Source organism: Micromonospora sp. II (assembly GCF_001709195.1).
Classification (GTDB): domain Bacteria; phylum Actinomycetota; class Actinomycetes; order Mycobacteriales; family Micromonosporaceae; genus Micromonospora; species Micromonospora chalcea.
In genome coordinates, this window is record NZ_LYXF01000024.1 from 184901 (window position 1) to 210187 (window position 25287).

A 25287-nucleotide genomic window follows, 5' to 3' on the forward strand; every position below is an offset into this window, starting at 1 on the left:
GACCCGCCCGTACGCGAACGGAGACGGTGACGCCGGGCGGCGTCACCGTCTCCGTCTGCCTCAGCCGCGCGCGGCCCAGTCGCCGAGGGCCCAGTCGCGCACCTCGGGCATGTCCTCCAGGTGCTCCACCACGTACGTCTCGTGGCGGTCGAGCTGGCTGCGGCACCACGCCTTGAGGTCGGCGGCGCCGCGTGGGAGGCGCTTGGCGTTGTTGATGGCGTCCATCACGAGGTGGTACCGCGACGCCTTGTTGCGCACCGTCATGTCGAACGGGGTGGTGGTCGTGCCCTGCTCGATGAAGCCACGCACGCGGAACCGGTCCGCGTCCGGGCGGCCGTGGACGAGCTGGTGGATCGCGCCGGGGTAGCCGTGGAAGGAGAAGATCACGTCGACGTCGTCGGTGAACAGCTCGGTGAACAGGGTCTCGCTCATGCCGTGCGGGTGGTCCTTGGGCCGGACCAGGGTCATCAGGTTGACCACGTTGACCACGCGGACCTTGAGCCCGGGCAGCCGCTCGCGCAGGATCTGTGCCGCCGCGACCGTCTCCATGGTGACGACGTCGCCGGCGCAGGCCAGGACGATGTCGGGATCGCTGGTGCCGTCGTCGGTGCCGGCCCACTCCCAGATCCCCGCGCCGCGGGCGCAGTGTTCGATCGCCTCGTCCATGGACAGGTACTGCAGCTGCGGCTGCTTGTCGATGACGATCAGGTTGATGTACGACCGCGACCGGAAGCAGTGGTCGGCCACCGACAGCAGGGTGTTGGCGTCCGGCGGCAGGTAGACCCGGGCGACGTCGCCCCGCTGGGTGAGCACCACCTGGATCAGGCCCGGCCCCTGGTGGGAGAAGCCGTTGTGGTCGTTGCGCCACGCCGTCGAGGTGAGCAGCACGTTGAGGCTCGGCACCTTCGCCCGCCAGGGCAGGTGCTTGGCCTCCTGCAACCACTTGCCGTGCTGCACGGTCTGCGAGGCGCTGACCATCGCGAACGCCTCGTAGGTGGCGAACATGCCGTGCCGGCCGGTCAGGTTGTAGCCCTCCAGCCAGCCGTGGCAGTTGTGCTCGCTCAGCACCTCCATCACCCGGCCGTCGCGGCCGATCGCCACGTCCTCCGGTGTCACCCGCTCCATGAAGGCACGGTCGGAGACGTCGAAGACGCTGCCGAGGCGGTTGCTGTTGGTCTCGTCCGGACAGAACAACCGGAACCGGTCGGCGTTGCGCGTGTAGATGTCGCGGATCATCTCGCCCAGCTTGCGCGTCGACTCGGCCCGCTGCTGCGCCGGCCGGGGCACCTCGATCGCGTACGACCGGAAGTCCGGCAGGTCCAGGTCCCGGGTCAGCAGTCCGCCGTTGGCGTGCGGGCTGGCGCTCATCCGCAGGTCGCCGTCGGGGGCCTGGTCCCGGATCAGCGCCACCGGCGCGCCGGTGGAATCGAACAGCTCCTCCGGACGGTACGACCTGAGCCAGCGCTCGAGCAGCGCGAGGTGCTCCGGGTTGTCCTTGACGCCGGACAGCGGCACCTGGTGCGAGCGCCACGTGCCGGTGACCGGCGTCCCGTCGACGGTGTCCGGGCCGGTCCAGCCCTTCGGCGACCGCAGGACGATCAGCGGCCAGGTCGGGCGGGTGCCGTCCCAGGAACCGTCACGGGCGGCGGTCTGGATGTCGCGGATCCTCGTCCACGCGGCGGCGAGCGCGGCGGCGAAGCGGTGGTGCATGCCGGGCAGGTCGGAGCCCTCGACCTCGATGACGTCGTAGCCGTGGCCCCGCAGCAGGTGGCGTACCTCCTCGGGGTCCTTGCGCCCGAGTACGGTGGGACCGGAGATCTTGGCGTCGTTGAGGTGCAGGATCGGCAGGACGGCGCCGTCGCGTTCGGGGTTGAGGAAGGACACGCCCTTCCAGGAACCCTCGAGCGGCCCGGTCTCGGCCTCGCCGTCGCCCACCACCGCGATGGCCAGCAGGTCGGGGTTGTCCATCACCGCGCCGAACGCGTGGACCAGGACGTAGCCCAGCTCGCCACCCTCGTGGATGGAGCCCGGGGTGGTCACCGACACGTGCGACGGGATGCCGCCCGGGCTGGAGAACTGCCGGAACAGGCGCAGCATCCCGGCCTCGTCCTGGCTGACGTCCGGGTAGATCTCGCTGTAGGTGCCCTCCAGATAGCCGGCGGCCACCAGCGCCGGCCCGCCGTGGCCCGGGCCGGCCAGGTAGATCGCCTGCTGACCGGTGTGCCGGATCAGCCGGGAGACATGCGCGTAGATCAGCGACAGGCCGGGGCTGGTTCCCCAGTGGCCGAGCAGGCGCGGCTTGATGTGCTCGGTCGACAGCGGCTCGCGCAGCAGCGGGTTGCCCTGCAGGTAGATCTGCCCGATGGTCAGGTAGTTGTTCGCCCGCCACCACGCGTCCAGACGGGCGAGTTCGGTGTCGTCGAGTTCGGCGAGCGTACGGATTTCGGATTCGACCGCGGTCACCGTGCTTCCTTTCACTGATCTCGTCATGTCCGGACCCAGGTTAGGCCCAGCCGGGCTCGTTCACCGGGGGCCGCAGACCGCAAGCCGCGGGACCTTCGGCCCTCTCGATCCGTAGTACGCGGCGCGCATCAGTTCCTGCATGTCGCCGAGCATCGGCATCCGCGGATTGGCCGGCGCGCACTGGTCCTCGTACGCGTTCAGCGCCTGCTGCGGCAGCGCGGCGAGGAAGGCCCGCTCGTCCACCCCGACGGCCGCGAACGACGGCTCGATGCCGACCTCGTCGCGCAGGCGCTCGATCGCCGTGGCCAGGGCTTCGACCGCTTCGGCGTCGGTGGCCGCGGGCAGCCCGAGGGTACGGGCGATGTCGGCGAAGCGCTGCGGCGCCCGGTACGTCTCGTACCTGGGCCAGCCGGTGAGCTTGCTCGGCACGGTCCCGTTGTACCTGATGACGTGCGGGAGCAGGATCGCGTTGGTGCGCCCGTGTGCGACGTGGAACGTGGCACCCAGGGTGTGCGACATGGCGTGCACGATGCCGAGGAAGGCGCTGCCGAACGCCATGCCGGCGATCGTGCCGGCGTTGTGCATCTTCTCGCGGGCCGCCGGGTCCGCGGCGCCCTGGTGCACGGCCCGGGCGAGGTTGCCGAAGATGAGCCGGACGGCGTGCAGGGCCAGACCGTCGGTGAAGTCGTTGGCGTAGACCGACACGTACGACTCGATGGCGTGGGTGAGCGCGTCGAAGCCGCTGTCCGCGGTGACCACCGCCGGCAGGTCGGCGGCCAGGACCGGGTCGACGATCGCCACGCTCGGGGTGAGCGCGTAGTCGGCGAGCGGGTACTTCTTGCCGGAATCGGTGTCGGTGATGACCGCGAACGGGGTGACCTCGGCTCCGGTGCCGGAGGTGGTCGGAACGCAGACGAGCTGGGCCAGCGCGCCGAGGGTGGGGAACTTGAAGGCGCGTTTGCGGATGTCGAAGAACTTCTCCCGCAGATCGGCGAAGACCACCTCGGGGTGCTCGTAGCGCAGCCACATCACCTTGGCGGCGTCCATCGCCGAACCGCCGCCGAGCGCGACGATGGTGTCCGGGCGGAACGAGCGCATCAACTCGGCGCCCCGGTCGACCGTTTGTACGCTGGGCTCCGGCTCGACGTCGTCGATGATCTGCAGGGCGACCTGCTCGCGGCGGCGGTGCAGCACGGACAGCACGCGGTCCACGTACCCCAGTCTGGTCATGGTGTGGTCGGTCACCACGGTGACCCGGCGGACGCCGGGCATGTCGGCGAGGTAGCGGATCGCGTTCGGCTCGAAGTAGATCTTCGGCGGCACCTTGAACCACTGCAGGTTGTTCGTCCGCCGGGCCACCCGCTTGATGTTGATGAGGTCGACCGCTGTGACGTTGTGCGACACCGAGTTGTGGCCGTAGCTTCCGCAGCCCAGCGTCAGCGACGGCAGGAAGGCGTTGTACATGTCGCCGATGCCGCCCTGCGAGGCCGGCGCGTTCCAGATGATCCGGACGGCCTTGACCCGGCGGCCGTACGCCTCGGCCAGGTCGGCGTCGCGCGTGTGGATGACGGCGCTGTGCCCCAGGCCGTCGAACTCGACCATCTGCTCGGCGTACTCGAATCCCTGGTCGTGGCCGGTGGCGGGCAGCAGGGCGAGCACCGGGCAGAGCTTCTCCCGGGTCAGCGGCTCGGCCGGGCCGACCCGGCCGACCGGAACCAGGATGATCGAGGTGTCCGGGTCGACCGGGAATCCGGCGTGTTCGGCGATCCAGGTCACCGGCTGCCCGACCACGTCCGGGTTGAGCTTCCCGGAGCCGAAGAGCAGCTTCTCCAGCAGCGACTTCTCCTCCGGCGTCGCGATGTGGGCGTGCAGTCGCCGGAACTCGGCGAGGGCGGCCGGCCGGATCGCGTCGTCGATGATGACGGCCTGCTCGGAGGCGCAGATCATGCCGTTGTCGAACGCCTTGGACAGCACCACGTCGTTCACCGCGCGGGCCACGTCGGCCGACGCCTCCAGGTACGCGGGGACGTTCCCGGCGCCGACGCCCAGCGCCGGTTTGCCGGTGGAGTAGGCGGCCCGGACCATGGCGTTGCCGCCTGTCGCCAGGACCACCGAGACGTCGGGATGGCGCATCAGCTCGTTCGTCGCGGCCACCGACGGCTCGTCGATCCACTGGATGCAGTGCTCCGGCGCGCCGGCGGCGACGGCGGCGTCGCGGACCGTGCGGGCCGCTTCCTGGCTGCACCGTTGCGCCGCCGGGTGGAAGGCGAAGATGACCGGGTTGCGGGTCTTGAGGGCCAGCAGCGCCTTGAAGATGGTGGTCGAGGTCGGGTTCGTCACGGGCGTCACCGCGGCCACCACGCCGACCGGCTCGGCGATCTGGGTGATGCCCGTGATGTCGTCCTGAGCGATCACCCCGACCGTGCGGACGTCGGCCATGTGGTTGGTGACGTGTTCGCAGGCGAAGATGTTCTTCACCGCCTTGTCCTCGAACACGCCGCGACCGGTCTCCTCGACCGCCAGCATCGCGAGTTCGGCGTGCCGGCCGAGCGCCGCCACCGACGCCTTCTTCACGATCCCGTCGATCTGTTCCTGGCCGTAGGAGTCGTAGGCGGCCAACGCCGTGAGACCGTTCTCCACCAGGGTTCCGATCATGCTTCCGCCCTCCATCGGTCGTCACCCCGAACATAGATCCGCGGTGATCGATGCGACTATGGCCGGTGGGCCCGCGAGGACGGGACCACCGGCCCGCGCTTGGCCCGCTGGATCTGCTCGTAGACGTGGGTCCGCAGTTCGGTGAACCGGGGCAGGGCCCGGGTGGTGAGCTGATCGCGTTCCGCCGGGAGGTCGATCACCAGGTCCTCCTGCACCCGGGTCGGTGAGTTCGACAGGACGAGCACGCGCTGGCCCAGGTAGACGGACTCGTCGATGTCGTGCGTCACGAAGACGGTGGAGATCCCCCGGGTCAGGTGCAGTTCGCGGACGAGGTCCTCCAGGTCCGCGCGGGTCTGCGCGTCCACCGCGGCGAACGGCTCGTCCATGATCAGCACGTCCGGCTGGTACGCGATGGCGCGGGCGATCGCCACCCGTTGCTGCATTCCGCCGGAGAGCTGCCACGGGTGGCTGCGCGCCGACTGCGGCAGCCCGACCGCGTCGAGGGCGTCGGCGACCAGCCGGGCGCGTTCGGCGCGGGAGAGCTTCTTGTGGCGGAGCGGAAGCTCCACGTTGCCGCGGACGGTCAGCCACGGGTAGAGGCTGCGGCCGTACTCCTGGAAGACCACGGCCATCGCCGGGCTCGGCCCGGTCACCGGCGAGCCCTCCATCTCGACCAGGCCGCTGGTGGGCCGCAGCAGTCCGGCGAGGCATTTCAGGAGCGTGGTCTTGCCGCAGCCGGAGGGACCGACGACGCACAGCAGCTCACCGGGATCCATGGTGAAGCTGAGATCCCCGATCGCCTCGACCTCGCCCCGGCCGGAGGCGTAGACCTTCCGCAGGTGCTCGACCCGCAACAGGGGGGTCCCGTCAGGCACGGGTGATCTCCTTCATTCCGTGGTACCAGCGCAGGACGCGGCGTTCGACGACACCGAAGGCCACGGCGAGGAAGACGCCGATGAGACCGAGCAGGAGGATGCCGCTCCACATCTCGGCGATGAGGTAGTTCCGCTGGAAGTAGGCGATCCGGTAGCCGAGGCCCGCCGACGACGCGAACATCTCCGAGATGACCATGAGGATCAGGGCCACCGAGAGCGCCTGCCGTACGCCGGTCATGATGCGCGGACTCGCCGCCGGGAGGATCAGCAGCCACAGCCGGTCCCACCGCGAGATCCGGAACGAGCGCGCGGTCTCCAGCATCACGCTGTCGGTCGACCGGACGCCTTCGATCGTGTTCAGCAGGATCGGCCAGATCGCGCCGGAGGTGATGACGACGACCTTCATGGTGTCGGTGATGCCGAGCAGGAGCATCGCGACCGGGATCAGCACCGGCGGCGGAATCGCGCGGAAGAACTCCAGCAGCGGTTCGAGCATCTCGCGTAGCGGGCGGAGCCGACCGATGACGACGCCGGCGGCGACGCCGAGCAGGATCGACGCGAACAGGCCGATCAGGAGCCGGTACACGCTCGGCAGGACGTCCTCGACGAACGCCGGGCCGATCCAGGTCTGCCGGAACGCGTCGAGGAGCGTGCCGGGGCCGACGAGGAACCGGCTCGTCGACCGGGTGGACCAGACCGCCCAGAGGCCCACGGCCAGGATCGGAAGGCCGACCGCGAACAGGAGGTTCTCGGCGACCCTGACGCCCAGGTCACGAGGGCGGGCCTTTGCCGCGCCGACGGCGGTCATCGGGCCGCCTCGTCCGCGAGCACCGACTGGTGCCAGGCCAGCGAGCGGCGTTCGACGAAGCGGAACACGACGTTCACCAGCAGGCCGAGCATCCCGGTGACCACGACGAGGCCGTACAGGCCGACGGCGTCACCGGCGGAGCGGGACAGCTCGATCATCCGACCGAGGCCGGGGTTGCCGATCACCATCTCGGCGGTGACGGCCAGGATGAGCGCGACCGCCGCGCCGAGGCGCAGGCCGGTCATCAGGTACGGCAGAGCGGTCGGCAGGATGAGGTAGCGCAGCCGCTCGGCGCGGGTGAGGCCGAAACTCCGCGCGGTGTCCCGGGCGACGCTGTCGACGTCGGCGACGCCGTAGATCACCTGCACGAACACCTGCCAGAACGCCGCGTAGACGATGATGACGAGCGCGGCGCGCATCTGCAGGCCGAACATCAGCACGGCCAGCGGGATCAGCGCGACCGACGGCACCGGTCGCAGGAACTCGACTGTCGTGTGGGTCGCGCGACGCAGGAACGGCACCATCCCGACCACGGTGCCCAGCGCGACCGCCGCGAGCGTCGCCACCGTCAGACCGATCACCCACGACGTCATGGTGAGCCGGACCCGACGCCAGAACGCCAGGTCGCGGACCTCCTGGGCCAGCCGTCCGAACACGTCGGTGGGGTACGGCAGGTAGTCCGGGTCGACCAGCCCCAGCGCCGGGATCAGTTGCCAGACGACGAGGAACCCCAGCAGGCCGACGGCGCCCAGCAGGATCTTGCGCATCGGCCGGCTACTGCTGCTGCTGGATGAGGCGGTCGAAGTCGGGGCGCCGGTCGAGCACGCGGTACTTCTGGGCGAGCGTCGCCAGTTGCTCCAGGCCGGCCCGGTCGAGCTCCCACCCGAACGACGGGAGCCGCACGGAGTCCGCCACCGCCTCCGGCAGTTCGAGGTTGTCCTTGATGGCCTGGCGCAGATCCTTCTCGTTGGCCGGATCCTTGGCCCAGGCGAGCGTCTTCTTCATCGCCGCCGAGAAGTCCGCGACCAGGGCGGCGTCGGAGTCCTTCAGCTTGCTCGACGTGATCGTCGTCAGGGTGGTGAGTCCGGGGACGGTGGCCTGGTACGGGGCGACCACGAGGACGTCGCCGCGCTTGCGCATCTGGGTGATGAACGGCTCGGTCACCCAGGCGGCGTCGATGTTGCCGGCGGCGAGCTGGGCGGGCGCGTCCGGGAAGGCCACCTCGACGAACTTGACCTTGGTGGGGTCGCCGCCGTCCTTCTCGACCGCCGCCATGATCGTGACGTCGCCGGCGGCACCCAGGCTGTTCACCGACACCTTGCGCCCGGCGAGCTGGGACGGCCGGGTGATGCCGGATTTCGCCGACGCCAGCACGGCGTTGATGTCGTCACCGTCGGCGTAGGACGACGCGTAGTTGCCGATGATCACCACGCCGAGGTTCTGCAGGTCGGCCCGGAACGGGCCGAACGGCTGACCGATGGCGAAGTCGATGTCGCCGTTGATCAGGGCCGGGATGGCCTGGGCCCCGCCCTGTGCGGGCACCACTTCCACGTCGAGCCCCTGCTCCCGGAAGATGCCCGCCTTGATGCCGCCCCACAGCGCGGCGGTCTCGCTGATGGGCAGCGCCGCCACGCGGACCTTGCGCAGCTCGCCGCTCGACCCGGGGGACGGATCGGTGGCGTCGGAGTCGGTGCAGCCGGTCAGGGCGATCGCGACGCTGGCGAGAACAGCCAGGGCGGTGACCTTCTTCATGGACGAGCCCTTCCGTGCGAAGCGCTGGTGCATCCGGAGGAGTGGGGGCGGGCGAACAGAGGTGAACCATCCGACCGCGTCGATCAGCGTCGTGCAGAGTTGATTGATTGTCAAGAATTCTGATAAGGCCACTCGCATTGCGACCGAAGTGGTCCGACCTCGATGACAATGCGTCTTGACGAACGACGATTTTGTGACCAAACTGTGCGGTGGCGGAGGGGGCGACGACTTGGCGATCGTGATCGTGGGCGCTGGTATCGGTGGCCTCACCACCGCGCTCAGCCTGCACCGGGCCGGCTTCCGTGACATCGCCGTCTATGAGCGCGCCGACGCGCTGCGCCCACTCGGCGTCGGGATCAATCTGCTTCCGCACGCCGTCCGAGAGCTAACCGAATTGGGTCTCGGAGAACGCGTGGAAAGGCTGGGCGCCGCACCCGGCACACTGGCTTACTACAACCGGCACGGTCAGCAGATCTGGAGCGAGCCGCGCGGACTGGACGCCGGATATCGCTGGCCGCAGCTTTCCGTGCACCGCGGCCGGTTCCAGATGGAACTGCTCGCCGTGGTGCGGGAACGGCTGGGCGCCGACGTGGTGCGCACCGGGCACCGGCTCGTCGGCGTCCACGACGGCGTCGCACGCTTCGCCACGGCAGCGGGAGAGGTGAGCGTCGCGGCCGACCTGATCGTCGGCGCGGACGGCATCCACTCCGCGCTGCGCCGGCAACATCAGCCCGACGAAGGGCCGCCGATCTGGAACGGGCTGACACTGTGGCGGGGGACGGCCCGGGCACCCGGATTCCTGGACGGGCGAACCATGATCATGGCGGGGGACGCGGAGCAGAAGTTCGTCGCGTACCCGATCGGTCCCGGCGTGATCAACGTCGTGGCCGAGCGGCGCGGCCCCGGCTTCGCCGGGCCCAACGCGGACTGGAACCGGACCGTCGACCCCGCGCCCGTCGTCGCGCTCTTCGCGGACTGGCGTTTCCCGTGGCTCGACGTGCCGGAACTGCTGGCCGCTGCCGACGAGATCCTCGAATACCCCATGGTGGACCGCGACCCCATCGACACGTGGACCCACGGGAACACGACACTGCTCGGAGACGCGGCACACCCGATGTACCCGAACGGCTCCAACGGGGCGTCGCAGGCGATCCTGGACGCGCGTACCCTCGCCTTCCACCTCGCCACCGCGACGACGGTCCCGGCGGCGCTGGACGCCTACGAGGCGGACCGGCGGCCGGCGACCACCGCGCTCGTGCTGAGCAACCGGCGGCAGGGCCCGGAGCAGGTGATGGTGCTCGCCCGCGAGCGCGCGCCGGACGGGTTCGCGCACATCCACGACGTCATCCCGCCGGAGGAGCTCACCGAGATCGCCACCGGCTACAAGAAGGCGGCCGGCTTCCTGCCCGCCGATCTCAACGAACGCGCCTCCCTGACGCCGACGGTCTTCTCCGGTGTCCTGCCGTGACCGGCCCCGAATCGGCCGAACTGGACGCGGCACGCCTGGCCTCGGTCATCTCACCGCTGCGCCGCACGCTGCTCGCCGCCGCCCGGGCCGCCGAGCACCTGCCGGAGATCCCGGACGCGCAGATCGAGATCGTGCGGGCACTGCCCCGCGGCACCGTGTCCGGCCCCGGTGAGCTGGCCGAACGACTCCGCCTGAGCCGCTCGACGGTCAGCAACCTGCTCACCACGATGGAGGGCAACGGCCTGGTCGAGCGCCGCCCCCGTCCCGGCAACCACCGCCACGTCGACGTCCTGGCCACCCCGAAGGCCCTCGACCTGTTCGACCGCTTCGACCTCGCGAGCGGAGACCTGGTCGCCCGCGCCGCGGCCACCCTGTCGGCGGCGGACCGCGCGGCCCTCGCCGCCGCGGTGCCCGCGCTGGAGCGCCTGCGCGACGCGCTCGCGGACACCAAGGACACCCCATGAGTACGCGTCGACCCGCGGTCAGCGCCCCGGCGGTGCCCGGACTGGAGGCCGCGTTCGACGTGGAGGTGCGGCTCGGCGCGCTGGAGGACCACGGGGTGACCCGCGCGGGCCACCGGCGCGTGGTGCCTGTCGTCGGCGGCCGGGTCACCGGCCTGTTCGACGCCGACATCCTGCCCGGCGGCGCCGACTGGCAGCTGGTCCGCCCCGACGGCGCGATCGAGATCGACACGCGCTACTCGGCGCGCACCGCCGACGGCGGCCACGTCTACCTCCGGACGTTCGGCGTCCGCAGCGGCCGCCCGGAGGTCCTCGCGGCGTTGTTGCGCGGCGACGCGGTCGACCCCGCCGAGTACTACTTCCGCCTGGGCGTACGACTGGAGACGTCGGTGCCCACGCTGGCCGCGCTGGAGCAGTCGATCTTCGTGGCGTCGGCGATCCGCGAGGCCGACCGGGTGCGCTACACCGCCTACCGCGTCACCTAGGTGGTCCCGGGCGGCGGGTTGTGCGCGATCGCCCTCCCCGTGCCCGGCCCCTGTGCTATCCCATCTACTATGCGCCTGTAGTAGATGCTCGAGCCTGCGGAGGGGGTGGGATGGGACGCACTCACCCCCTGCTGCGGCTGGCGTTGTTCGTCGCCGTGGCGTTCGGGGTGTTCGGCATGCACACCTTCGGCCATCCGGCCGGACCCGACGCCGCCCACGCGAGCGCCGCACACGGGAGCACCGGCCACGGCGTCGGTGCCGCCCACGAGATCGCCGCCGCGCCCGGCGTCGCACACGAACCGGACGGCTCGCCCGGGCATCGCGACGGGGCGCACGCGTTCACCGTGTGCCTGGCGGTGCTGGGTGGCGCCCTGGTCCTCGGCGTCCTGGCCCTGTTGCGCCGACGCCACCGGGGCGCCGGCACACCGACTGGCCCCTGGTCCCGGATGAACCGCCCGGACCGGGGCCCACCCCGCCCGACCATCGGGCTGCGACTGCGAGCCGTAACGGTCCTGCGGACGTGAGGAGAGCACGGTCCGGCGTCTCGCCCGGACCCGACGACTCCGTTCCGGAACACCTCACGACAAGGACCACGTACTGATGAAACCGACCATCCTGCGCCGCGCCGCCCTCGCGGGCGTCGCCCTGTCCGCCCTGCTCGGCACCGCCGCCTGCGGCGGCGCGGACGACACCGGCGGCATGACGCACGGCACCGGCAGCAGTTCCGCAGCGGGCGCCTCGCCCTCGGCCGACGCCACCGTCAACGACGCGGACGTGATGTTCGCCCAGATGATGATCCCGCACCACCAGCAGGCGGTGACGATGGCCGACCTGGCCCCGACGCGCGCGAACGACCCCGAACTGAAGGCCCTGGCTGCCAAGATCAAGGCGGCGCAGGATCCGGAGATCGCCACCATGAAGGGGTGGCTCACGGCCTGGGGCAAGCCCACGGACCTGCCCAGCGACCACAGCATGCCCGGCATGAGCGCCACGCCCGGGCACGGCATGCCGGGGATGGACTCGGGGATGCCCGGCATGATGTCCGAGCAGCAGATGAAGGACCTCGCCGCGGCGAATGGCGCTGCCTTCGACAAGATGTTCGCCGAGATGATGATCGCCCACCACAAGGGTGCCATCGACATGGCCAGGACCGAACAGGCCGACGGGAGCAACCCCGAGGCCAAGGCGCTGGCCGCCAGGATCGCCTCGGATCAGGCCGCCGAGGTGCAGACCCTGCAGAAGATCCTCGACCGCCTGTAGGCGACCGGGTGCGGCCGGCCCTGGCGTCGGGACCGGCCGCACCGCCACGACACCTGACGTACCCTGACCGGCACGAAGGGAGAGCGCGTGGCGGAACTGGGCCGACTCGAATCGGCAGTGATGGACGTCCTGTGGCGTGCGCCCGAGCCCGTGCTCGTGCGCGACGTCCTCGACGCGGTGACCACCGACCGGGTCCTGGCGTACACGACGGTTCTGACCGTGCTGGACAACCTGCACCGCAAGGGCTGGGCCGTACGGGAGAAGGACGGCAAGGCCTACCGCTACCGTGCCGCCGGTACCCGCGAGGAGATCATCGCGCGGACACTGCGCCGGGTCGTCGAGACGAGCACCCACCCCGACCTGGTGCTCCTGCACTTCGCCCGATCCGCCTCCGACCGCGAGCTGCACATCCTGCGGCAGGTCCTGGACGAGCGGGAGTCCGGGAAGTGAGCCTCGCGCTCGCCCTCGTCACCGGCGCGGCGATGGTCGCCTGGTGTGGCCCCGCCGCGTTGCGGCTGTGCTTCCGGCACGTCGCCGACCCCGTCGCGATGCTGCTCGGCTGGCTCGGCCTGATCGTCGCGGTGTTCGCCACCTTCGTCCTCGCCACCGTGATGCTCCTCGCGCCGGGCAGCACCCGGCAGTGGGCGCTGCACGATCTCGCCCGCATCTGCTGGCACTGGGCGCAACCCAGCCGGCCGCCCGCCGTCGACGAGATCGTCGGGGCGACCGGCGCGCTGCTCCTGCTGGCCCTGCTCGCCCGGTTCACGGCGACCTGCACCCGCCGGGCGCTGCGCGCCCGCCGTGCCCGCCGCGCCCACGCCGACCTGCTCACGCTCGCCGGCGACCCGCCGGAGCGCGGCGAGGCGGCGGTGCTGTGGATCCCTCACCCGACCCCGATGGCCTACAGCCTCGGCGGATCCGGCGGGCTGACGGTGCTGGCCAGCGCCGCCGGTGACCTGCCGGCCGAGCAGCTCGCCGCGGTGCTCAGCCATGAGCGGGCACACCTGCGGGAGCGTCACCACCTCCTGGTGGCCGCCGTGGATGGGCTCGCCGCCGCCGTACCGTGGCTGCCCCTGACCCGCCAGGCGCCCGCGGCCGTGCGCCTGCTCGTCGAACTGCGCGCCGACGCCGCCGCCGTCCGCGAGTGCGGCCCGACCGCCGTCCGCGACGCGCTGCTGACCTTCGCCGGCGCGCCGCACCCGCCGTCCGCGCTGTCGATGGCCGGTGCCGATGTGGCCATCCGGCTGCAGCGCCTCCAGGGGCGCCGCCCGCACCGCCGTAACCTGCTCGCCCGTGCCGTGCTCGCCTCGACCACCCTGGCGGCCCCGCTGGGCGCCGGTGTGGTCACCGGCATCCTGTTCTGCCTGTAGACCCCGGGACCACCCGGGCGTCGCGGCCTACGTGCCGGTGTTGACCAGGATCGCGGTGGCCAGCAGGACAGCCACCATCAACACCGCCTCCGCCAGCACCGTGCGGCGCAGGCGACGCATCCCGTCCGGGGTGGGGTCGTCCAGCCGGGGCACCACCCGCCTGCTGTTGTAGAGCCCGACGACGGCCACGACCGCCACCAACGCGACCTTGACCAGGAGCACCCGTCCCCAACCGGTGCTCACCAGGTGACCGGGCCGGTCCAGGATCGCCACTGTCAGTGCGACGCCTGCGACACCCGTCAACGCCACGGCGGCGCTGGCCGGAACGGAGAATCGCACCGCCATCTCGGCGGCGCCCGTCGGCACACCGAGACGCGCACGCCCGAACAGCAACGCCGCCAGGAGCAGAACCCCGCCGACCCACACCGCCGCGGCGAACGTGTGCGCGACGTCCGCCGCCACGACGATCATCCGCGGTCCCGCGGTGACGGTGTGCCCGTCGAACAGGAACGAACCGAGCAGCAGCGCCACTGTGACACCGAGGAGCACCGGCCGGACCGCTCGCGCGCGTATCCGCTGCGCCTCGCCGCCGCTCACGTCACCGGCGGGCGGCACGACCAGGGGACGAGGGGCGGTCGGGATCGCGGCGACCGTCGCCACGGCGTGCCGCCCGACCGCGTGCCGGCCCCGGATCAGCGCCGCCTCCAGGGAACCGGCCACGAGTAACCCGGCCGCACCGGCGAACCGCAGGCCCAGCCCGGCGGCCACCGGCGTACGGCCGAGCGCGGTCAGCGCCGGTACGCTGACCGCCGAGGTGAGACCGCCCCCGCCGAACACGGCCGCCAGGGCCGCCAGTTCGAGCACCACACCGGCCGCCACAGTCAGCCCGGCGACGCGTACCCAGACCTGGACCAGCCGGATGTCGCTGCGCGTACCCACCAGTGTGGTCAGCGCGAAGACCAGACCACCCACACCGAGCAGGATCGCCCCGTAGGACAGCCACCGCCCCGCCGTGCCGACGAACCGCACCGAACCCTGGTCGGCGTCAGCCGTGTGACCCACCGCGTGCCCAGCGGAATGGGCCGGTGGGGACGCCGACGGAACGGCCGGTCCACCGTGACCGGTGTGCCCGTGCGAACCGGCCGTGGGCCGGGGGGTGGCCGTCGCGCCCGGTGGCGCGTCGGCCGGGACCACGGTGAACGTGACATCGCCGGTCAGGGGATGGGCGTCCGGGGCGGCCACGCTCCAGCGCAGCGTGAACTCCCCGTCGGTCAACGCGGCGGAGGGGTGGACCAGCCAGGTACGGCCCCCGTCGGGGGTGTGAGTGGTCACCGGAACGGCCGCACCCTCGCGGGAGAGCCGGAAGCCGGCCGCGGTGGGCGTGCCGGGGGCGCTGAACGTCAGCCGGATCTCCGCGACCGCGGCGTCCACGCGCGTGCCGTCCGCCGGTACGACCTTGAGCAGCTTGAAGTGCGCGGCGGCGGGCGACGCGAACCCGAGCACCACGAACACGGCGGGACAGCACGCCAGCCACACCAGCAGCACCCACCGTGCCGCGCCGCGCGCCGGTGACCGATGACGCCCCGGGAAAGGCACCGCTGATCCCTTCGTCGAGGAGGCGTGGAGCCGGCGCCCATCGCTCCGACCTGATGCGGTCGCCATCCTAAGGGAACTACTAGCAGTTGGTAGTAGAGAGCTGGCCTGGTCAACGGAGCAGTGCGTCTTCGTGGCGTCGGCGATCCGCGAGGCCGACCGGGTGCGCTACACCGCCTACCGCGTCACCTAGGTGGTTTGCGTTCCGGGCCTCAGGCCTGCGCTCCCGCGTAGATCCACGGCACGATCAGCGCGTACCCGAGCAGGAGCGCGCCGACGGTGACGACCGGTGAAGGTCATGTGGGTGCCGGGTACGCCAGGGCGCGCTTGTCCGGCTTGCCGCTCGCCGCCACCGGAACCCGCTCGATGGCCTGGATCGTCTTCGGTGCCGACGAGTCGCCCAGCGCCTCCGTCACCACGGCACGCAGCCGCCCGGCATCGATGTCGTGACCGGCGGCCGGCACCACGTACGCGTGCACCGCCTCCCCGGTGACGTCGTCGGGACGGCCGACGACGTACGCCTCGGCGACCGTGGGATCGGCGGCGAGCACCCGCTCGATCGGGCCGGCGTACACCAGGTTGGCATGCACGATGATGACGTCCCGGATCCGGCCGAGCAGGTGCAGATAGCCGTCGCCGGCGAGCCGGGCCAGGTCGCGGGTGCGCACCCAGCCGTCGACGAACACGTCGGCGGTCTCGGCCGGGTCGCCCCAGTAGGCGGTGGCCTGCGCCGGTGTCCGTACGAACAGTTCCCCCTCGGTGGCGGGCCGGCCGTCGGCGTCCCGGATGGACAGCGCGGTCACCGCCGGTGGGCGGCCGACCGAGGCGAGCGCGGCCGGGGACGCCAGCATCTCGGCCGGCGTCACCATCGTGATCATCCCCGTCTCGGTCTGGCCGTAGCCGTGGAAGACGACGGGGCCGAGCACGTCGAGCGCCTCGGCCAGCCGGCCCGGTGGGAGTGGGGAGCCGGACACCAGCAGGGCCCGCAGGCTGCTCAGGTCGACCGGATCGGCGCGCTGGTCGCGCACGAGCTGGTACAGCTTGCCCACGGTGATGACGCTGGCGGTCGCCCGGTGCCGGGCGATCATGCCGGGGAAACCCGGGGGCCGGGCCGCGACGAGGGTGCCGCCCGCGGCCAGGGTGAGGATGCCGTACTCCAGCATCACCTGGCTGCTCAGCGAGCCGAAGACCAGGTAACGCTGGAGCCGGGTGGCGAGGTCGGCGATCGCCGGGGGCCACCGGTCCGGGTACGGGGCCCAGGCCGCGCTCATCGCCGCGTACGTCTGCGCGCAGCCCTTCGGGCTGCCGGTGCTGCCGCTGGTCCAGACGATCCGGGCGACGTCGTCCGGGCGACCGGCGGCGATCAGCGGCCTTCCGTCGTCGGGGGTGCCCGCCAACTCGGCGACCCGGGCGTCGTCGACCAGCAGCGTGTTCTCGCCGAGTTGCCAGGCGCTGTGGGCCGGTGTCAGGTCGGGGCGGATTCCGGATACCCGGGCGCCGACCGCGAACGCCGCGATGATCGCCGCGAACGCCTCCGCGGTGACGCCGAGCCGCAGGGCCACCCCGACGCCGGGGCCGGCCCCCGCGGCCCGGAGCCCGGCGGCGATGCGACGGACCAGCCGGTACATCTGGGCCGTGGTGACCCTCCGGTCGCCGTCCTCGAAGACCGGCCGGTCGTCACCGGTGGCGAGCAGGTCCAGCACGGGCTGCGGCCAGACCTCAGCCGGCATCGGAGAGCACGCCCTTGACGAAGAGCACGAGCGGCTGGTGGTGCACGTCCGGCAGATTCCAGTGGTTCTCGAGGTTCTCCGCGAGGTGGTGCGTCGCGACGACCCGGCCGCCGCGATGGACCCGGACGACCGGGTGCAGGTAGCTGGCGTCGTGCGCGTGCGCGGCGTCGTTCTCGGCGATCCGGGGCACCGTGACGTCGAACGGGTCGACCTGGTCGTGGTCCGGCCCGTACTCCAGGGTGACCACGAACGCGAACGGCTCCGGGCCCAGGCCGCCGTCGTGCACGTACGCGACGGGCACCTCCTCGTGGTAGCGCGCGGTGTCGCCGTCGACGACGACGACGTCGCCGAGGACCGCGAACTGCTGCCACAGCGCGGAGGTGCGGTTGATCCGGGCGATGACCGCGTCGGCGATCGCCTCCGGGGTGGGTTCCAGCGGCGTGGCCGGCCACGGGGTGTCGTGGTGGCGGGCGCCGAGGATGCGGTGCAGGGCCCGCACGCCGTACCGGAAGCCGTGGATGAACCCGTTCGTCGAGCGCTTGAAGTCGCGCTGCTGGGTGAGGGTGCCGGCGAAGTAGAGGCCGGGCACGTTCACCGACTCGTACGCCGGGGTCTGCTCGGGGAAGCGGTCGTTGATGACCAGCCGCGGCCGGGCGGACGGGTCGAAGATGCTCGCGTCGAACCGGAATCCGGTGCAGAGGATGACCCGGTCGTAGTCGATCTGCCGGATCGCCTCGACCGTGCGGGCGTACCGGAAGTCGATCCGGTAGCCGCCGTCGTCGCGCCGGGCGATCCGCTCGACGACGCCGTCGAGGACCGCGTTCTGCGACTTGAGCTGGTACGTGTCGAGGAAGTTGTTGTTCACCGCTCGCAGGTGCCCGACGTAGTGCGACTGCCACGCCAGCTTGATCGAGTGCGGGCCGGCGACGTGGATGACAGCGGCCGTCTCGACCAGGGCGTCAGCGGTCTCGAAGGCCGAGTTGCCCTTGCCGATGATGAGGACGCGCTGGTTCGTGAAGTCGTCCGGGTCGACGCTGACCGTGTCGTACCGCTCGGCGAGCGCGGCGCCCTCGATCGGCGGGACGTACAGCTGGGACACGCCGGTGGCGACGACCACCCGGCGGGCGGTGAGGGTGTCGTCGCCGGTGTCGACGGTGAACAGGTCGCCGTCGCGCGCGATCCGGGTGACCCGGGTGTCGTATCTGACCCGGAGGCCGCGTGCGAAGTCGGCGAGGTAGCGCACCAGGTCGGCCGCGTCCGGGAAGTACCGGCGGCTGTAGTTCTTGAACAGCAGCGCCGGATCGTCGGTGAGCAGCGAGTTCCAGTCCGCGCGCAGGTTGAACTCCGGATCGTCGGACCCGGTCCAGACCTTGTTGATCGAGATGAGTTGCCGGTGCCGGGGGTAGGTGGTGAAGAACGTGCCCGGCGCCGGGCCGGCCTCCAGGACCAGGTAGTCGCGGCCGTCGCGCTCCAGCAGGTGAGCGAGCTGCAACCCGGCCGGTCCGGCTCCGATGATCAGATAGTCGACCGTCATGCGCCGCAACGTAGCGACTCGATCTCAGAGCGTTCTGAGAATTCGTCTCTAGGGTGCGATCGCATGACGACAGAGGTGGACCTCGATGTCCCACTGCGGATCGCCGACCTCCGTGCCGCCCGTGACCCGGTCAAGGTCGTGGTCGGAGCACAGGCCAGGGAGCGCGTCACGGCCGCCCGTACCTTCCTGTCCGCGGTGCTCGGCGACGACCGCGCGGTGTACGGCGCGACCACCGGCTTCGGCGCTCTCGTCGGGTACGCGGGCCGCGCCGACCTGCGCGACCAGGCCGACAACACGCTCGCCCACCTCGGCGCGGGGCAGGGCCCGGAACTCGACCCGGAGGTGGTCCGCGCGACTCTGCTGCTGCGGGCGGCGTCGCTGGCCCGGGGCGCGTCGGGGGTCTCGCCGCACGTCATCGACGCGCTCGCGGCGATGCTCGCGACCACGTTCGTCCCCGTGGTGCCCCGGCTGGGCTCGGTCGGTGCCAGCGGTGACCTGATCCCGCTGGGCGCCGCCGCCCAGGCGTTACGGGGCCGGGGGCACGCCTACCTGGACGGGGTACGGCTACCGGCGGCCGAGGCGCTGCAGCGGGCCGGCCTGGAACCGCTGCCGCTGGACGGGCGGGACGCGCTCGCCCTGGTCAACGGCACGTCGCTGACCACCGCGGCGACGGCGCTGGCGCTGGACGCGGCCCGCTGCGCGCACCGGGCGGTCCAGGTGCTCACCTGCCTGCTCGCCGATCTGCTGGGCAGCGACACGCAGTTCCTCGACGCCCGGCTGCTGGCCGCGTACGGCCATCCGGGCGCGGTCGACGTGGGCGCGCGGATGCGGCGGGTCGGCGCCGGGATCGTCGCGTCCGGGGCGCGCCCGTTGCAGGAGCCGTACAGCATCAGGTGCGCGCCGCAACTGCTCGGCGCGGCCGAGGACGCGCTGCGCTACGTCGACGCCGTCGTCGGGGCCGACCTCGCGAGCGTGACCGACAACCCGCTGTTCTTTCCCGACGAGGACCTCGTCGTGCACGGCGGCAACTTCTTCGGGCAGCCGGCCGCGTTCGCCGCCGACGTGCTGTCGATGGTCGTGGCGCAGGTCGGCAACCTCGCCGAACGGCAACTGGATCTGCTCGTCGACCCGAACCGCAACGGCGGCCTGCCGCCGATGCTGGCCGCCGGCCCGGGACAGCAGCACGGGCTCCAGGGCGTGCAACTGGCGGCGACCGCCCTGATCACCGAGATCCGCCGGGACACCATGCCCGCGAGCATGCAGAGCGTGCCGACCAACCTGCACAACCAGGACGTCGTCCCGCTCGGCACCCAGGCCGCGCTGCGGGCGCTGGACCAGACCCGGCTGCTGCACCTGATCGTCGGATCGCTCGCGGTGGGACTGCGCCAGGCGGCGTACGTCGGCGCGCGTGCGCCGACCGCGCCCGGCTGCGCCGAGGCGCTGGCCGCGGTGGCCGCTGTCGTACCGCCGATCGACCCGGACCGGCCGCTGGACGCCGACGTGCGGCGCGCCGCCGATGTGATCGCCGATTTCTCCGTTTCCTTCTCCTGAGGTGGACGCACATGACGCTTGACTACCTGATCGTCGGAGCCGGACCGGCCGGCCTGCAGCTCGCGGCCCTGCTGGAAGCCGACGGCAAGCGCGACTATCTGGTCCTGGAACAGGCGGGGATACCGGGGGCGTTCTTCGCCACCTTCCCCCGCCACCGGCAACTGATCTCCATCAACAAGCCGCACACCGGCTCCGACGACCCGGAGCTGAACCTGCGGCTGGACTGGAACTCGCTGCTCAGCGACGACCCGGCTCTGCGGTTCACCGGCTACACCGAGCGGTACTTCCCCGACGCCGACGTGATGGTCCGCTACCTGGCCGACTTCGCCGCGAAGACCGGGGCGCGTGTCCGGTACGGCTGCCGCGTGACGTCGGTCGGCAAGGTCGACGGGGTGTTCGAGGTCCGGGCGGGGGAGGAGGTGTTCCGGGCGCGACGGCTCGTCGTCGCCACCGGCGTCTCGCAGCCGTACCGGCCGGAGATCCCGGGCCTGGAACTCGCCGAGCAGTACGCGGAGATGTCCGTCGACCCGCGCGACTACCTGGACCAGAAGGTGCTGATCATCGGCAAGGGGAACTCCGCGTTCGAGACCGCGGACAACCTGATGGAGACCACCACGCTGATCCACGTGGCCGGGCCGAGTTCGATCCGGATGGCCTGGCGCACGCACTACGTGGGACACCTGCGCGCGGTGAACAACAACTTCCTGGACACCTACCAGCTGAAGTCGGCGAACGCGATCCTCGACGGCGACGTCAAGCGGATCGAGCGCGACGGTGACGGCTTCACTGTGACCTTCTCGTTCTCCCGCGCCGACGAGGTGGTCAAGGAGCTGCGGTACGACCGGGTGCTCGCCTGCACCGGGTTCGCCTTCGACGCGTCCATCTTCGACGACACCTGCCGTCCGCAACTCGCCATCCGGGACCGCTTTCCGGCGCAGACCCCGGAGTGGGAGTCGGTGAACGTGCCCGGCCTCTACTTCGCCGGCACGATCAGCCAGGAGCGGGACTTCAAACGCTCGACGAGCGGCTTCATCCACGGTTTCCGGTACGCCGTCCGGGCGCTGCACCGGATCCTAAAGCGGCGGTACGGGGACACGCCGTGGCCGGCGGAGAAGCTGGACGCCACCGGGGAGCTGATCGCCGACGCCGTCGTCGCGCGGGTCAACCGCACCTCCGCGCTGTGGCAGCAGTTCGGTTTCCTCGCCGACGTGGTCACCGTCGCCGGGTCCGACGCGCGCTACCACGAGGAGGTGCCCGTCGAGTACTTCACCGGCACCGGCCTGCGTACCCCCGACCACGACTACGAGCACGCCTTCGTGGTCACCCTGGAGTACGGTCCCGAGCACGACCAGGTGGACCCGTTCGACGTCACCGTCAACCGGGTCGCCCAGGACGTCGCCGGCCAGGCCCACGACGCCGCCTATCTGCATCCGGTCGTCCGCCATCACCGGGCGGGCCGGGTCGTCGCCACCCACCACCTGGCGGAGAACCTGGAGAACCGGTGGGACCGGCCGGAGACCCACGTCGCGCCGCTCGTCGCGTTCGTCGACAGCTGCCTGAGCAGTGCCGAGAGCTGAGATGCGCCCGCTCGACGCGGCGCTGGACGGTCCGGCGCTGAACCTGGCCGAGCTGGCCGCCGACGCGCGGGGCCGCCTGGACCCGGTGCACTGGGACTTCTTCTCCGGCGGAGCCGGCGAGGAACGTACGGTGCGCGCCAACGAGGCGGCCTTCGCCCGGCGCTACCTGGTGCCCCGCGTCCTGCGCGGCGCCGCCCGGCGCGACCTGCGGGTCTCCCTGTTCGGCAGCCGGATCTCGATGCCGGTGCTGATCGCGCCGACCGCGTTCCACCGGCTGGCCCACCCCGAGGGCGAGGTGGCCACCGCCCGCGCCGCCACCGAGGCGGGCACGATCATGGTGGTCAGCATGGCGGCCACCCGCCCGGTCGAGGAGATCGCCGCCGCGGGCGGGCCGCTCTGGTTCCAGCTGTACCCGCAGCCGGACCTCGACTTCACCGCATCGGTGGTACGGCGGGCGGAGGCGGCCGGGTGCAGCGCTCTGGTCGTCACCGTCGACTCGCCCGTGTTCGGCCGGCGCGAACGCGACCTGCGGCACGGCTTCGTCGACCTGCCGGCCGGGCTGAGCTGCGAGAACATGCGCGACGCGACCGGCCGGGTGCGGGACATCGAGATGGACGCCGGGCTGGACTGGGCCCGGATCGCCCGGCTGCGCGAGATCACCGCGCTGCCGATCCTGCTGAAGGGGGTGCTGCATCCGGCGGACGCGGCGCTGGCCGTCTCGTACGGTCTCGACGGTCTGCTGGTCTCCAACCACGGGGGCCGGCAGCTCGACGGCGCGCTGGCCACCCTGGACGCGCTGCCCGCGGTGGTCGAGGCCGTCGGCGGGCGGCTGCCGGTGCTGCTCGACGGCGGTGTCCGCCGGGGCGCCGACGTCCTGGTGGCGCTGGCGCTCGGCGCGAGCGCGGTGCTGGTCGGCCGTCCGGTGCTGTGGGGGCTCGCGGTGGGCGGCGCCGCCGGGGTACGCCACGTGCTCGACCTGCTCCACGCCGACCTCGACCGGACGCTGACGCTGGCCGGCGTCACCGGGCCGGCCGACCTTCGCGACGACCTGGTCGCCACGGTGGCGTGCGGATGAGCGCCCTGATCGTCCTGCTGGTCCTGGCCGGGATCGGGTGGACCGTGCCGTACTGGCTGCCCCGCACCGTGGTCCGGCTGCGGGAGTGGGTGTTCGTCAGAGTCAACGGTGTCGAAGGTGTTCCGGTGCCGGGCCCCGTCGTCGGCATGGAGCACTTCGAGCGGGTGTACGCCGATCCTGCGGCGGACGGACGCAGCCGCGGGGCCGGGCTGTCGGACCTGTTCTGGTACTGGCTGGCGCCCGGACCGCACATGCACCAGGAACATCTGGAGCCGGGGGAGCGCTACCGCACCGTCGCCGCCACGACCCGGCGGGTGCTCGCGGTACGCCGCGAGCGCTGCGACGCTCTCGCCACCGCCGCCACCCGGCGGGTGCTCGACCTGTTGCCGGCCGACCGGACCAGCCACGTCCGGCTGCGTGACCTGATGATGCCGGTCTGGGCCGAGGTCTACTACGAGCTCGTCTTCGGCGAGGCGTGCCCGCCGCACGCGCGGGCGCTGATCGTCGCCAACGCCGACGACGTGGTCAGCGGGCTGAAGTGCACCGGACTGCGGCACATGCGCCGGCGCGAGCGGCTGACCGGGTATCTGCGCGACCGGATCGAGGCGGGCACCTGCCCGGTGACGCTGCCGCCGCCGTTCACCGCCCAGGAGACGGCCTGGTATCTCCAGGGCGCGTTCTTCAACACCGCCGTGGTGCAGATGTCCGAGGCGATGGCGCACGTGCTGCTCGCCCTCGCCACGCACCCCGACGTGCAGCGCGGACTGGACGGTGACGACGCGCTGGACCGGGTGATCGACGAGACGCTGCGGGTGCACCCGCTCTTCGGCGTCGCGCACCGGATCACCTCGGCGCCGATCACGCTGCCCACCGGCGTGTCGCTGCCGGCCGGAACGGTGCTGCTCTTCAACTACCTGGCGTTCCACCGCGGTGGGGCCGCCGGTGACGACCGGTTCGACCCGGACCGGTGGCTGACGCTCAAGCGCGGCGACGCGCACTTCATCCCGTACGGGGTCACCGCGAACCGCGCCTGCCCGGCCCGCGGCGTCGCGCCGGTGATGATGCGCGCCGCGACCCGCGAGGTGCTGCGCCGCTACGTGCTGACCTCCTCCGTCTCACACACCCGGTCGCTGCCCAGCCGGGGCCCGGCGTATCTGACACCGGTCGGGAGCCCCCCGCCGGGGCGGCTGCGGCTGGCCGCGATGCGGTCGCGGGACCGGTGGGCCGACGTGGGCCGCAGTATCCGGCAACTGGTGTTCGGCACCTGGATGGTGGTCGACGCCCGCCGGCAGCGGTTGTGCACCGACTACTTCGAGAGGGCTGTCCGATGACACCAACGGAGCTGGCGCCACGGTTCTTCATCGCGGTCACGGTGATCCTGATCTTCTGCAAAGGGGTCGCGTGGCTGCTCGGCAAGGCGGGCCAGCCCGCCGTGGTCAGCGAGATGCTCGCCGGCGTACTGCTCGGCCCGTCGCTGCTCGGGCTCCTCCTGCCGGACGTGCAGAACGCCCTGTTCCCGGCCCCCCTGCTCCCGGTCCTCTACATCGTGGGTCAGGTCGGCCTGGTGCTGTTCATGTTCCAGGCCGGGTACGCGTTCAGCAGCCATCGGGTCACCGGGCTCGCCGGCACCGCCGGCGTGATCTCGCTGGCCGGAGTCACCGCGCCGCTGCTGCTGGGGGCGCTGCTGGTGCTGGTGACGGCGGGCGTTGTGCCGATCCAGGCCGACGGGACGTCACTCGGGGTCTCGGCCGCGTTCGTCGGCGTCGCCCTGGCCATCACCGCGTTCCCGATGCTGGCCCGGATCATCACCGAGAAAGGGCACGCCGGCACCCGGCACGGCACGCTCGCCCTGGCCAGCGGCGCGATCGACGACGTGGTCGCCTGGATCATGCTGGCCGCCGTGCTGGCGGTCGCGTCCGGCCGGGCCGGTCCGGCGATCGTCACCGCGGGCGGAGCGGTCCTGTTCGGGCTGGTGCTCTGGTTCGGCGGGCGTACGGCCGCCGCCACGCTGATGACCCACCGGGCCCTCAACGACCGCGCCCGGCTGCTCGGCACCGTCGCCCTGCTGTTCCTGGTCGCCTGGTACACCGACGAGATCGGGCTGTACGCGGTCTTCGGCGCGTTCGCGGTCGGCGTGGTGATGCCGCGCACCGACAATACCGACAAGGTGGTGGATACGCTCACACCGGTCGCCGCGACGCTCTTCCTGCCGTTGTTCTTCACCTACTCGGGCCTGCGTACGGAGTTCGGCCTGCTCGCCTCGCCGCCGGTGCTGTTGTTCGCGCTGGCCTGCGTGACGGCGGCGATCGCCGGCAAGTTCGGCGCCTGCTGGGCGGCGGCCCGGCTGCGGGGTGAGCCGTCGAGCGTCGCGATGCGGGTCGGCGCRCTGATGAACGCCCGTGGCCTGATGCAGCTCATCGCGCTGAACGTCGGGCTGGAGGCGGGCATCGTGAGCCCCGCCCTGTTCACCGTGCTGGTGCTGGTCGCGCTTGTCACCACGCTGATGACGACGCCGGCGCTGAGCTGGATCGAGCGCCGGGAGGCGCGGCAGCCCGACGGCGTACGGACGCCCGCGCTGGCGGTTTCAGATAGTTGAAGAGGCAAGTACTGACCCTTCCATCGTCAACCAT

At 71.8% G+C, this 25287-nt stretch carries 21 protein-coding genes; 12 read left to right on the forward strand and 9 right to left on the reverse strand.

The window, feature by feature from the left end:
• Positions 1–60: 60 nt before the first annotated feature.
• The 6 genes from A8711_RS12760 to A8711_RS12785 are packed head-to-tail and all read right to left on the reverse strand — an operon-like array spanning position 61 to position 8553.
• The gene (locus tag A8711_RS12760; protein ID WP_069088320.1) at positions 61–2490 is read right to left on the reverse strand and encodes a phosphoketolase; all 2430 of its coding nucleotides are present in this window, start codon (positions 2488–2490) and stop codon (positions 61–63) included.
• Between the two features lie 33 nt (positions 2491–2523).
• Positions 2524–5118, reverse strand: coding sequence for a bifunctional acetaldehyde-CoA/alcohol dehydrogenase (gene adhE / locus A8711_RS12765; protein ID WP_233607835.1), 2595 nt, complete (start codon positions 5116–5118; stop codon positions 2524–2526).
• 56 nt (positions 5119–5174) lie between these two features.
• Positions 5175–5993 (reverse strand): ABC transporter ATP-binding protein, encoded by an 819-nt coding sequence (locus tag A8711_RS12770; protein ID WP_043322950.1) that lies wholly within the window; start codon positions 5991–5993, stop codon positions 5175–5177.
• A complete protein-coding gene (locus tag A8711_RS12775; RefSeq protein WP_051610846.1) occupies positions 5986–6801 on the reverse strand; it encodes an ABC transporter permease in 816 nt (271 codons plus the stop codon). The genes A8711_RS12770 and A8711_RS12775 overlap by 8 nt, the downstream gene beginning before the upstream one ends.
• Positions 6798–7568: an ABC transporter permease gene (locus A8711_RS12780; RefSeq protein WP_069088322.1), complete on the reverse strand. Its 771-nt coding sequence runs from the start codon at positions 7566–7568 to the stop codon at positions 6798–6800. Before A8711_RS12780 ends, A8711_RS12775 begins: the two co-directional genes overlap by 4 nt.
• Positions 7569–7575: 7 nt before the next feature.
• Positions 7576–8553 (reverse strand): ABC transporter substrate-binding protein, encoded by a 978-nt coding sequence (locus tag A8711_RS12785; RefSeq protein ID WP_069088323.1) that lies wholly within the window; start codon positions 8551–8553, stop codon positions 7576–7578.
• A gap of 238 nt (positions 8554–8791) precedes the next feature.
• Here A8711_RS12785 and A8711_RS12790 point away from each other — a divergent pair, with 238 nt between their 5' ends.
• The 7 genes from A8711_RS12790 (at position 8792) to A8711_RS12820 (ending at position 13597) form a co-directional block, all read left to right on the forward strand.
• On the forward strand, positions 8792–10021 hold the full coding sequence (locus A8711_RS12790) for a flavin-dependent oxidoreductase (RefSeq protein ID WP_223201402.1): 1230 nt from the start codon (positions 8792–8794) through the stop codon (positions 10019–10021).
• On the forward strand, positions 10018–10485 hold the full coding sequence (locus tag A8711_RS12795; RefSeq protein WP_198033248.1) for a MarR family winged helix-turn-helix transcriptional regulator: 468 nt from the start codon (positions 10018–10020) through the stop codon (positions 10483–10485). Before A8711_RS12790 ends, A8711_RS12795 begins: the two co-directional genes overlap by 4 nt.
• On the forward strand, positions 10482–10967 hold the full coding sequence (locus A8711_RS12800) for a DUF3237 domain-containing protein (RefSeq protein ID WP_069088324.1): 486 nt from the start codon (positions 10482–10484) through the stop codon (positions 10965–10967). The genes A8711_RS12795 and A8711_RS12800 overlap by 4 nt, the downstream gene beginning before the upstream one ends.
• Before the next feature lie 110 nt (positions 10968–11077).
• A complete protein-coding gene (locus A8711_RS12805) occupies positions 11078–11491 on the forward strand; it encodes a DUF6153 family protein (RefSeq protein WP_064445481.1) in 414 nt (137 codons plus the stop codon).
• 76 nt (positions 11492–11567) lie between these two features.
• Complete coding sequence (locus A8711_RS12810) at positions 11568–12227, forward strand: DUF305 domain-containing protein (protein WP_064445482.1); 660 nt, start codon at positions 11568–11570, stop codon at positions 12225–12227.
• A gap of 87 nt (positions 12228–12314) precedes the next feature.
• Positions 12315–12677: a BlaI/MecI/CopY family transcriptional regulator gene (locus A8711_RS12815; RefSeq protein WP_082930889.1), complete on the forward strand. Its 363-nt coding sequence runs from the start codon at positions 12315–12317 to the stop codon at positions 12675–12677.
• A complete protein-coding gene (locus A8711_RS12820) occupies positions 12674–13597 on the forward strand; it encodes a M56 family metallopeptidase (RefSeq protein ID WP_069088325.1) in 924 nt (307 codons plus the stop codon). The genes A8711_RS12815 and A8711_RS12820 overlap by 4 nt, the downstream gene beginning before the upstream one ends.
• Positions 13598–13624: 27 nt before the next feature.
• Here the strand turns inward: A8711_RS12820 and A8711_RS12825 are convergent, their stop codons facing one another.
• The 3 genes from A8711_RS12825 to A8711_RS12835 form a co-directional block, all read right to left on the reverse strand.
• On the reverse strand, positions 13625–15133 hold the full coding sequence (locus tag A8711_RS12825; RefSeq protein ID WP_338104091.1) for a CopD family protein: 1509 nt from the start codon (positions 15131–15133) through the stop codon (positions 13625–13627).
• Positions 15134–15486: 353 nt separating this feature from the next.
• Positions 15487–16920, reverse strand: coding sequence for a class I adenylate-forming enzyme family protein (locus A8711_RS12830; protein WP_069088327.1), 1434 nt, complete (start codon positions 16918–16920; stop codon positions 15487–15489).
• Positions 16910–18454 carry an NAD(P)-binding domain-containing protein gene (locus tag A8711_RS12835; RefSeq protein WP_043322960.1) on the reverse strand — a complete coding sequence of 515 codons (1545 nt, stop codon included), beginning with the start codon at positions 18452–18454 and terminating at the stop codon, positions 16910–16912. The genes A8711_RS12830 and A8711_RS12835 overlap by 11 nt, the downstream gene beginning before the upstream one ends.
• A 63-nt stretch (positions 18455–18517) precedes the next feature.
• Here A8711_RS12835 and hutH point away from each other — a divergent pair, with 63 nt between their 5' ends.
• The 5 genes from hutH to A8711_RS12860 are packed head-to-tail and all read left to right on the forward strand — an operon-like array spanning position 18518 to position 25253.
• On the forward strand, positions 18518–20005 hold the full coding sequence (gene hutH, locus A8711_RS12840; RefSeq protein ID WP_064445487.1) for a histidine ammonia-lyase: 1488 nt from the start codon (positions 18518–18520) through the stop codon (positions 20003–20005).
• A gap of 11 nt (positions 20006–20016) precedes the next feature.
• Entirely contained in the window at positions 20017–21582 is a 1566-nt protein-coding gene (locus A8711_RS12845; RefSeq protein WP_069088328.1) for an NAD(P)-binding domain-containing protein, read from the forward strand.
• Position 21583: 1 nt separating this feature from the next.
• Complete coding sequence (locus tag A8711_RS12850) at positions 21584–22657, forward strand: alpha-hydroxy acid oxidase (RefSeq protein WP_064445489.1); 1074 nt, start codon at positions 21584–21586, stop codon at positions 22655–22657.
• Positions 22654–23988, forward strand: coding sequence for a cytochrome P450 (locus A8711_RS12855; protein WP_069088662.1), 1335 nt, complete (start codon positions 22654–22656; stop codon positions 23986–23988). The genes A8711_RS12850 and A8711_RS12855 overlap by 4 nt, the downstream gene beginning before the upstream one ends.
• Positions 23985–25253: a cation:proton antiporter gene (locus tag A8711_RS12860; protein ID WP_064445490.1), complete on the forward strand. Its 1269-nt coding sequence runs from the start codon at positions 23985–23987 to the stop codon at positions 25251–25253. Before A8711_RS12855 ends, A8711_RS12860 begins: the two co-directional genes overlap by 4 nt.
• The last annotated feature ends 34 nt before the right edge of the window (positions 25254–25287 follow it).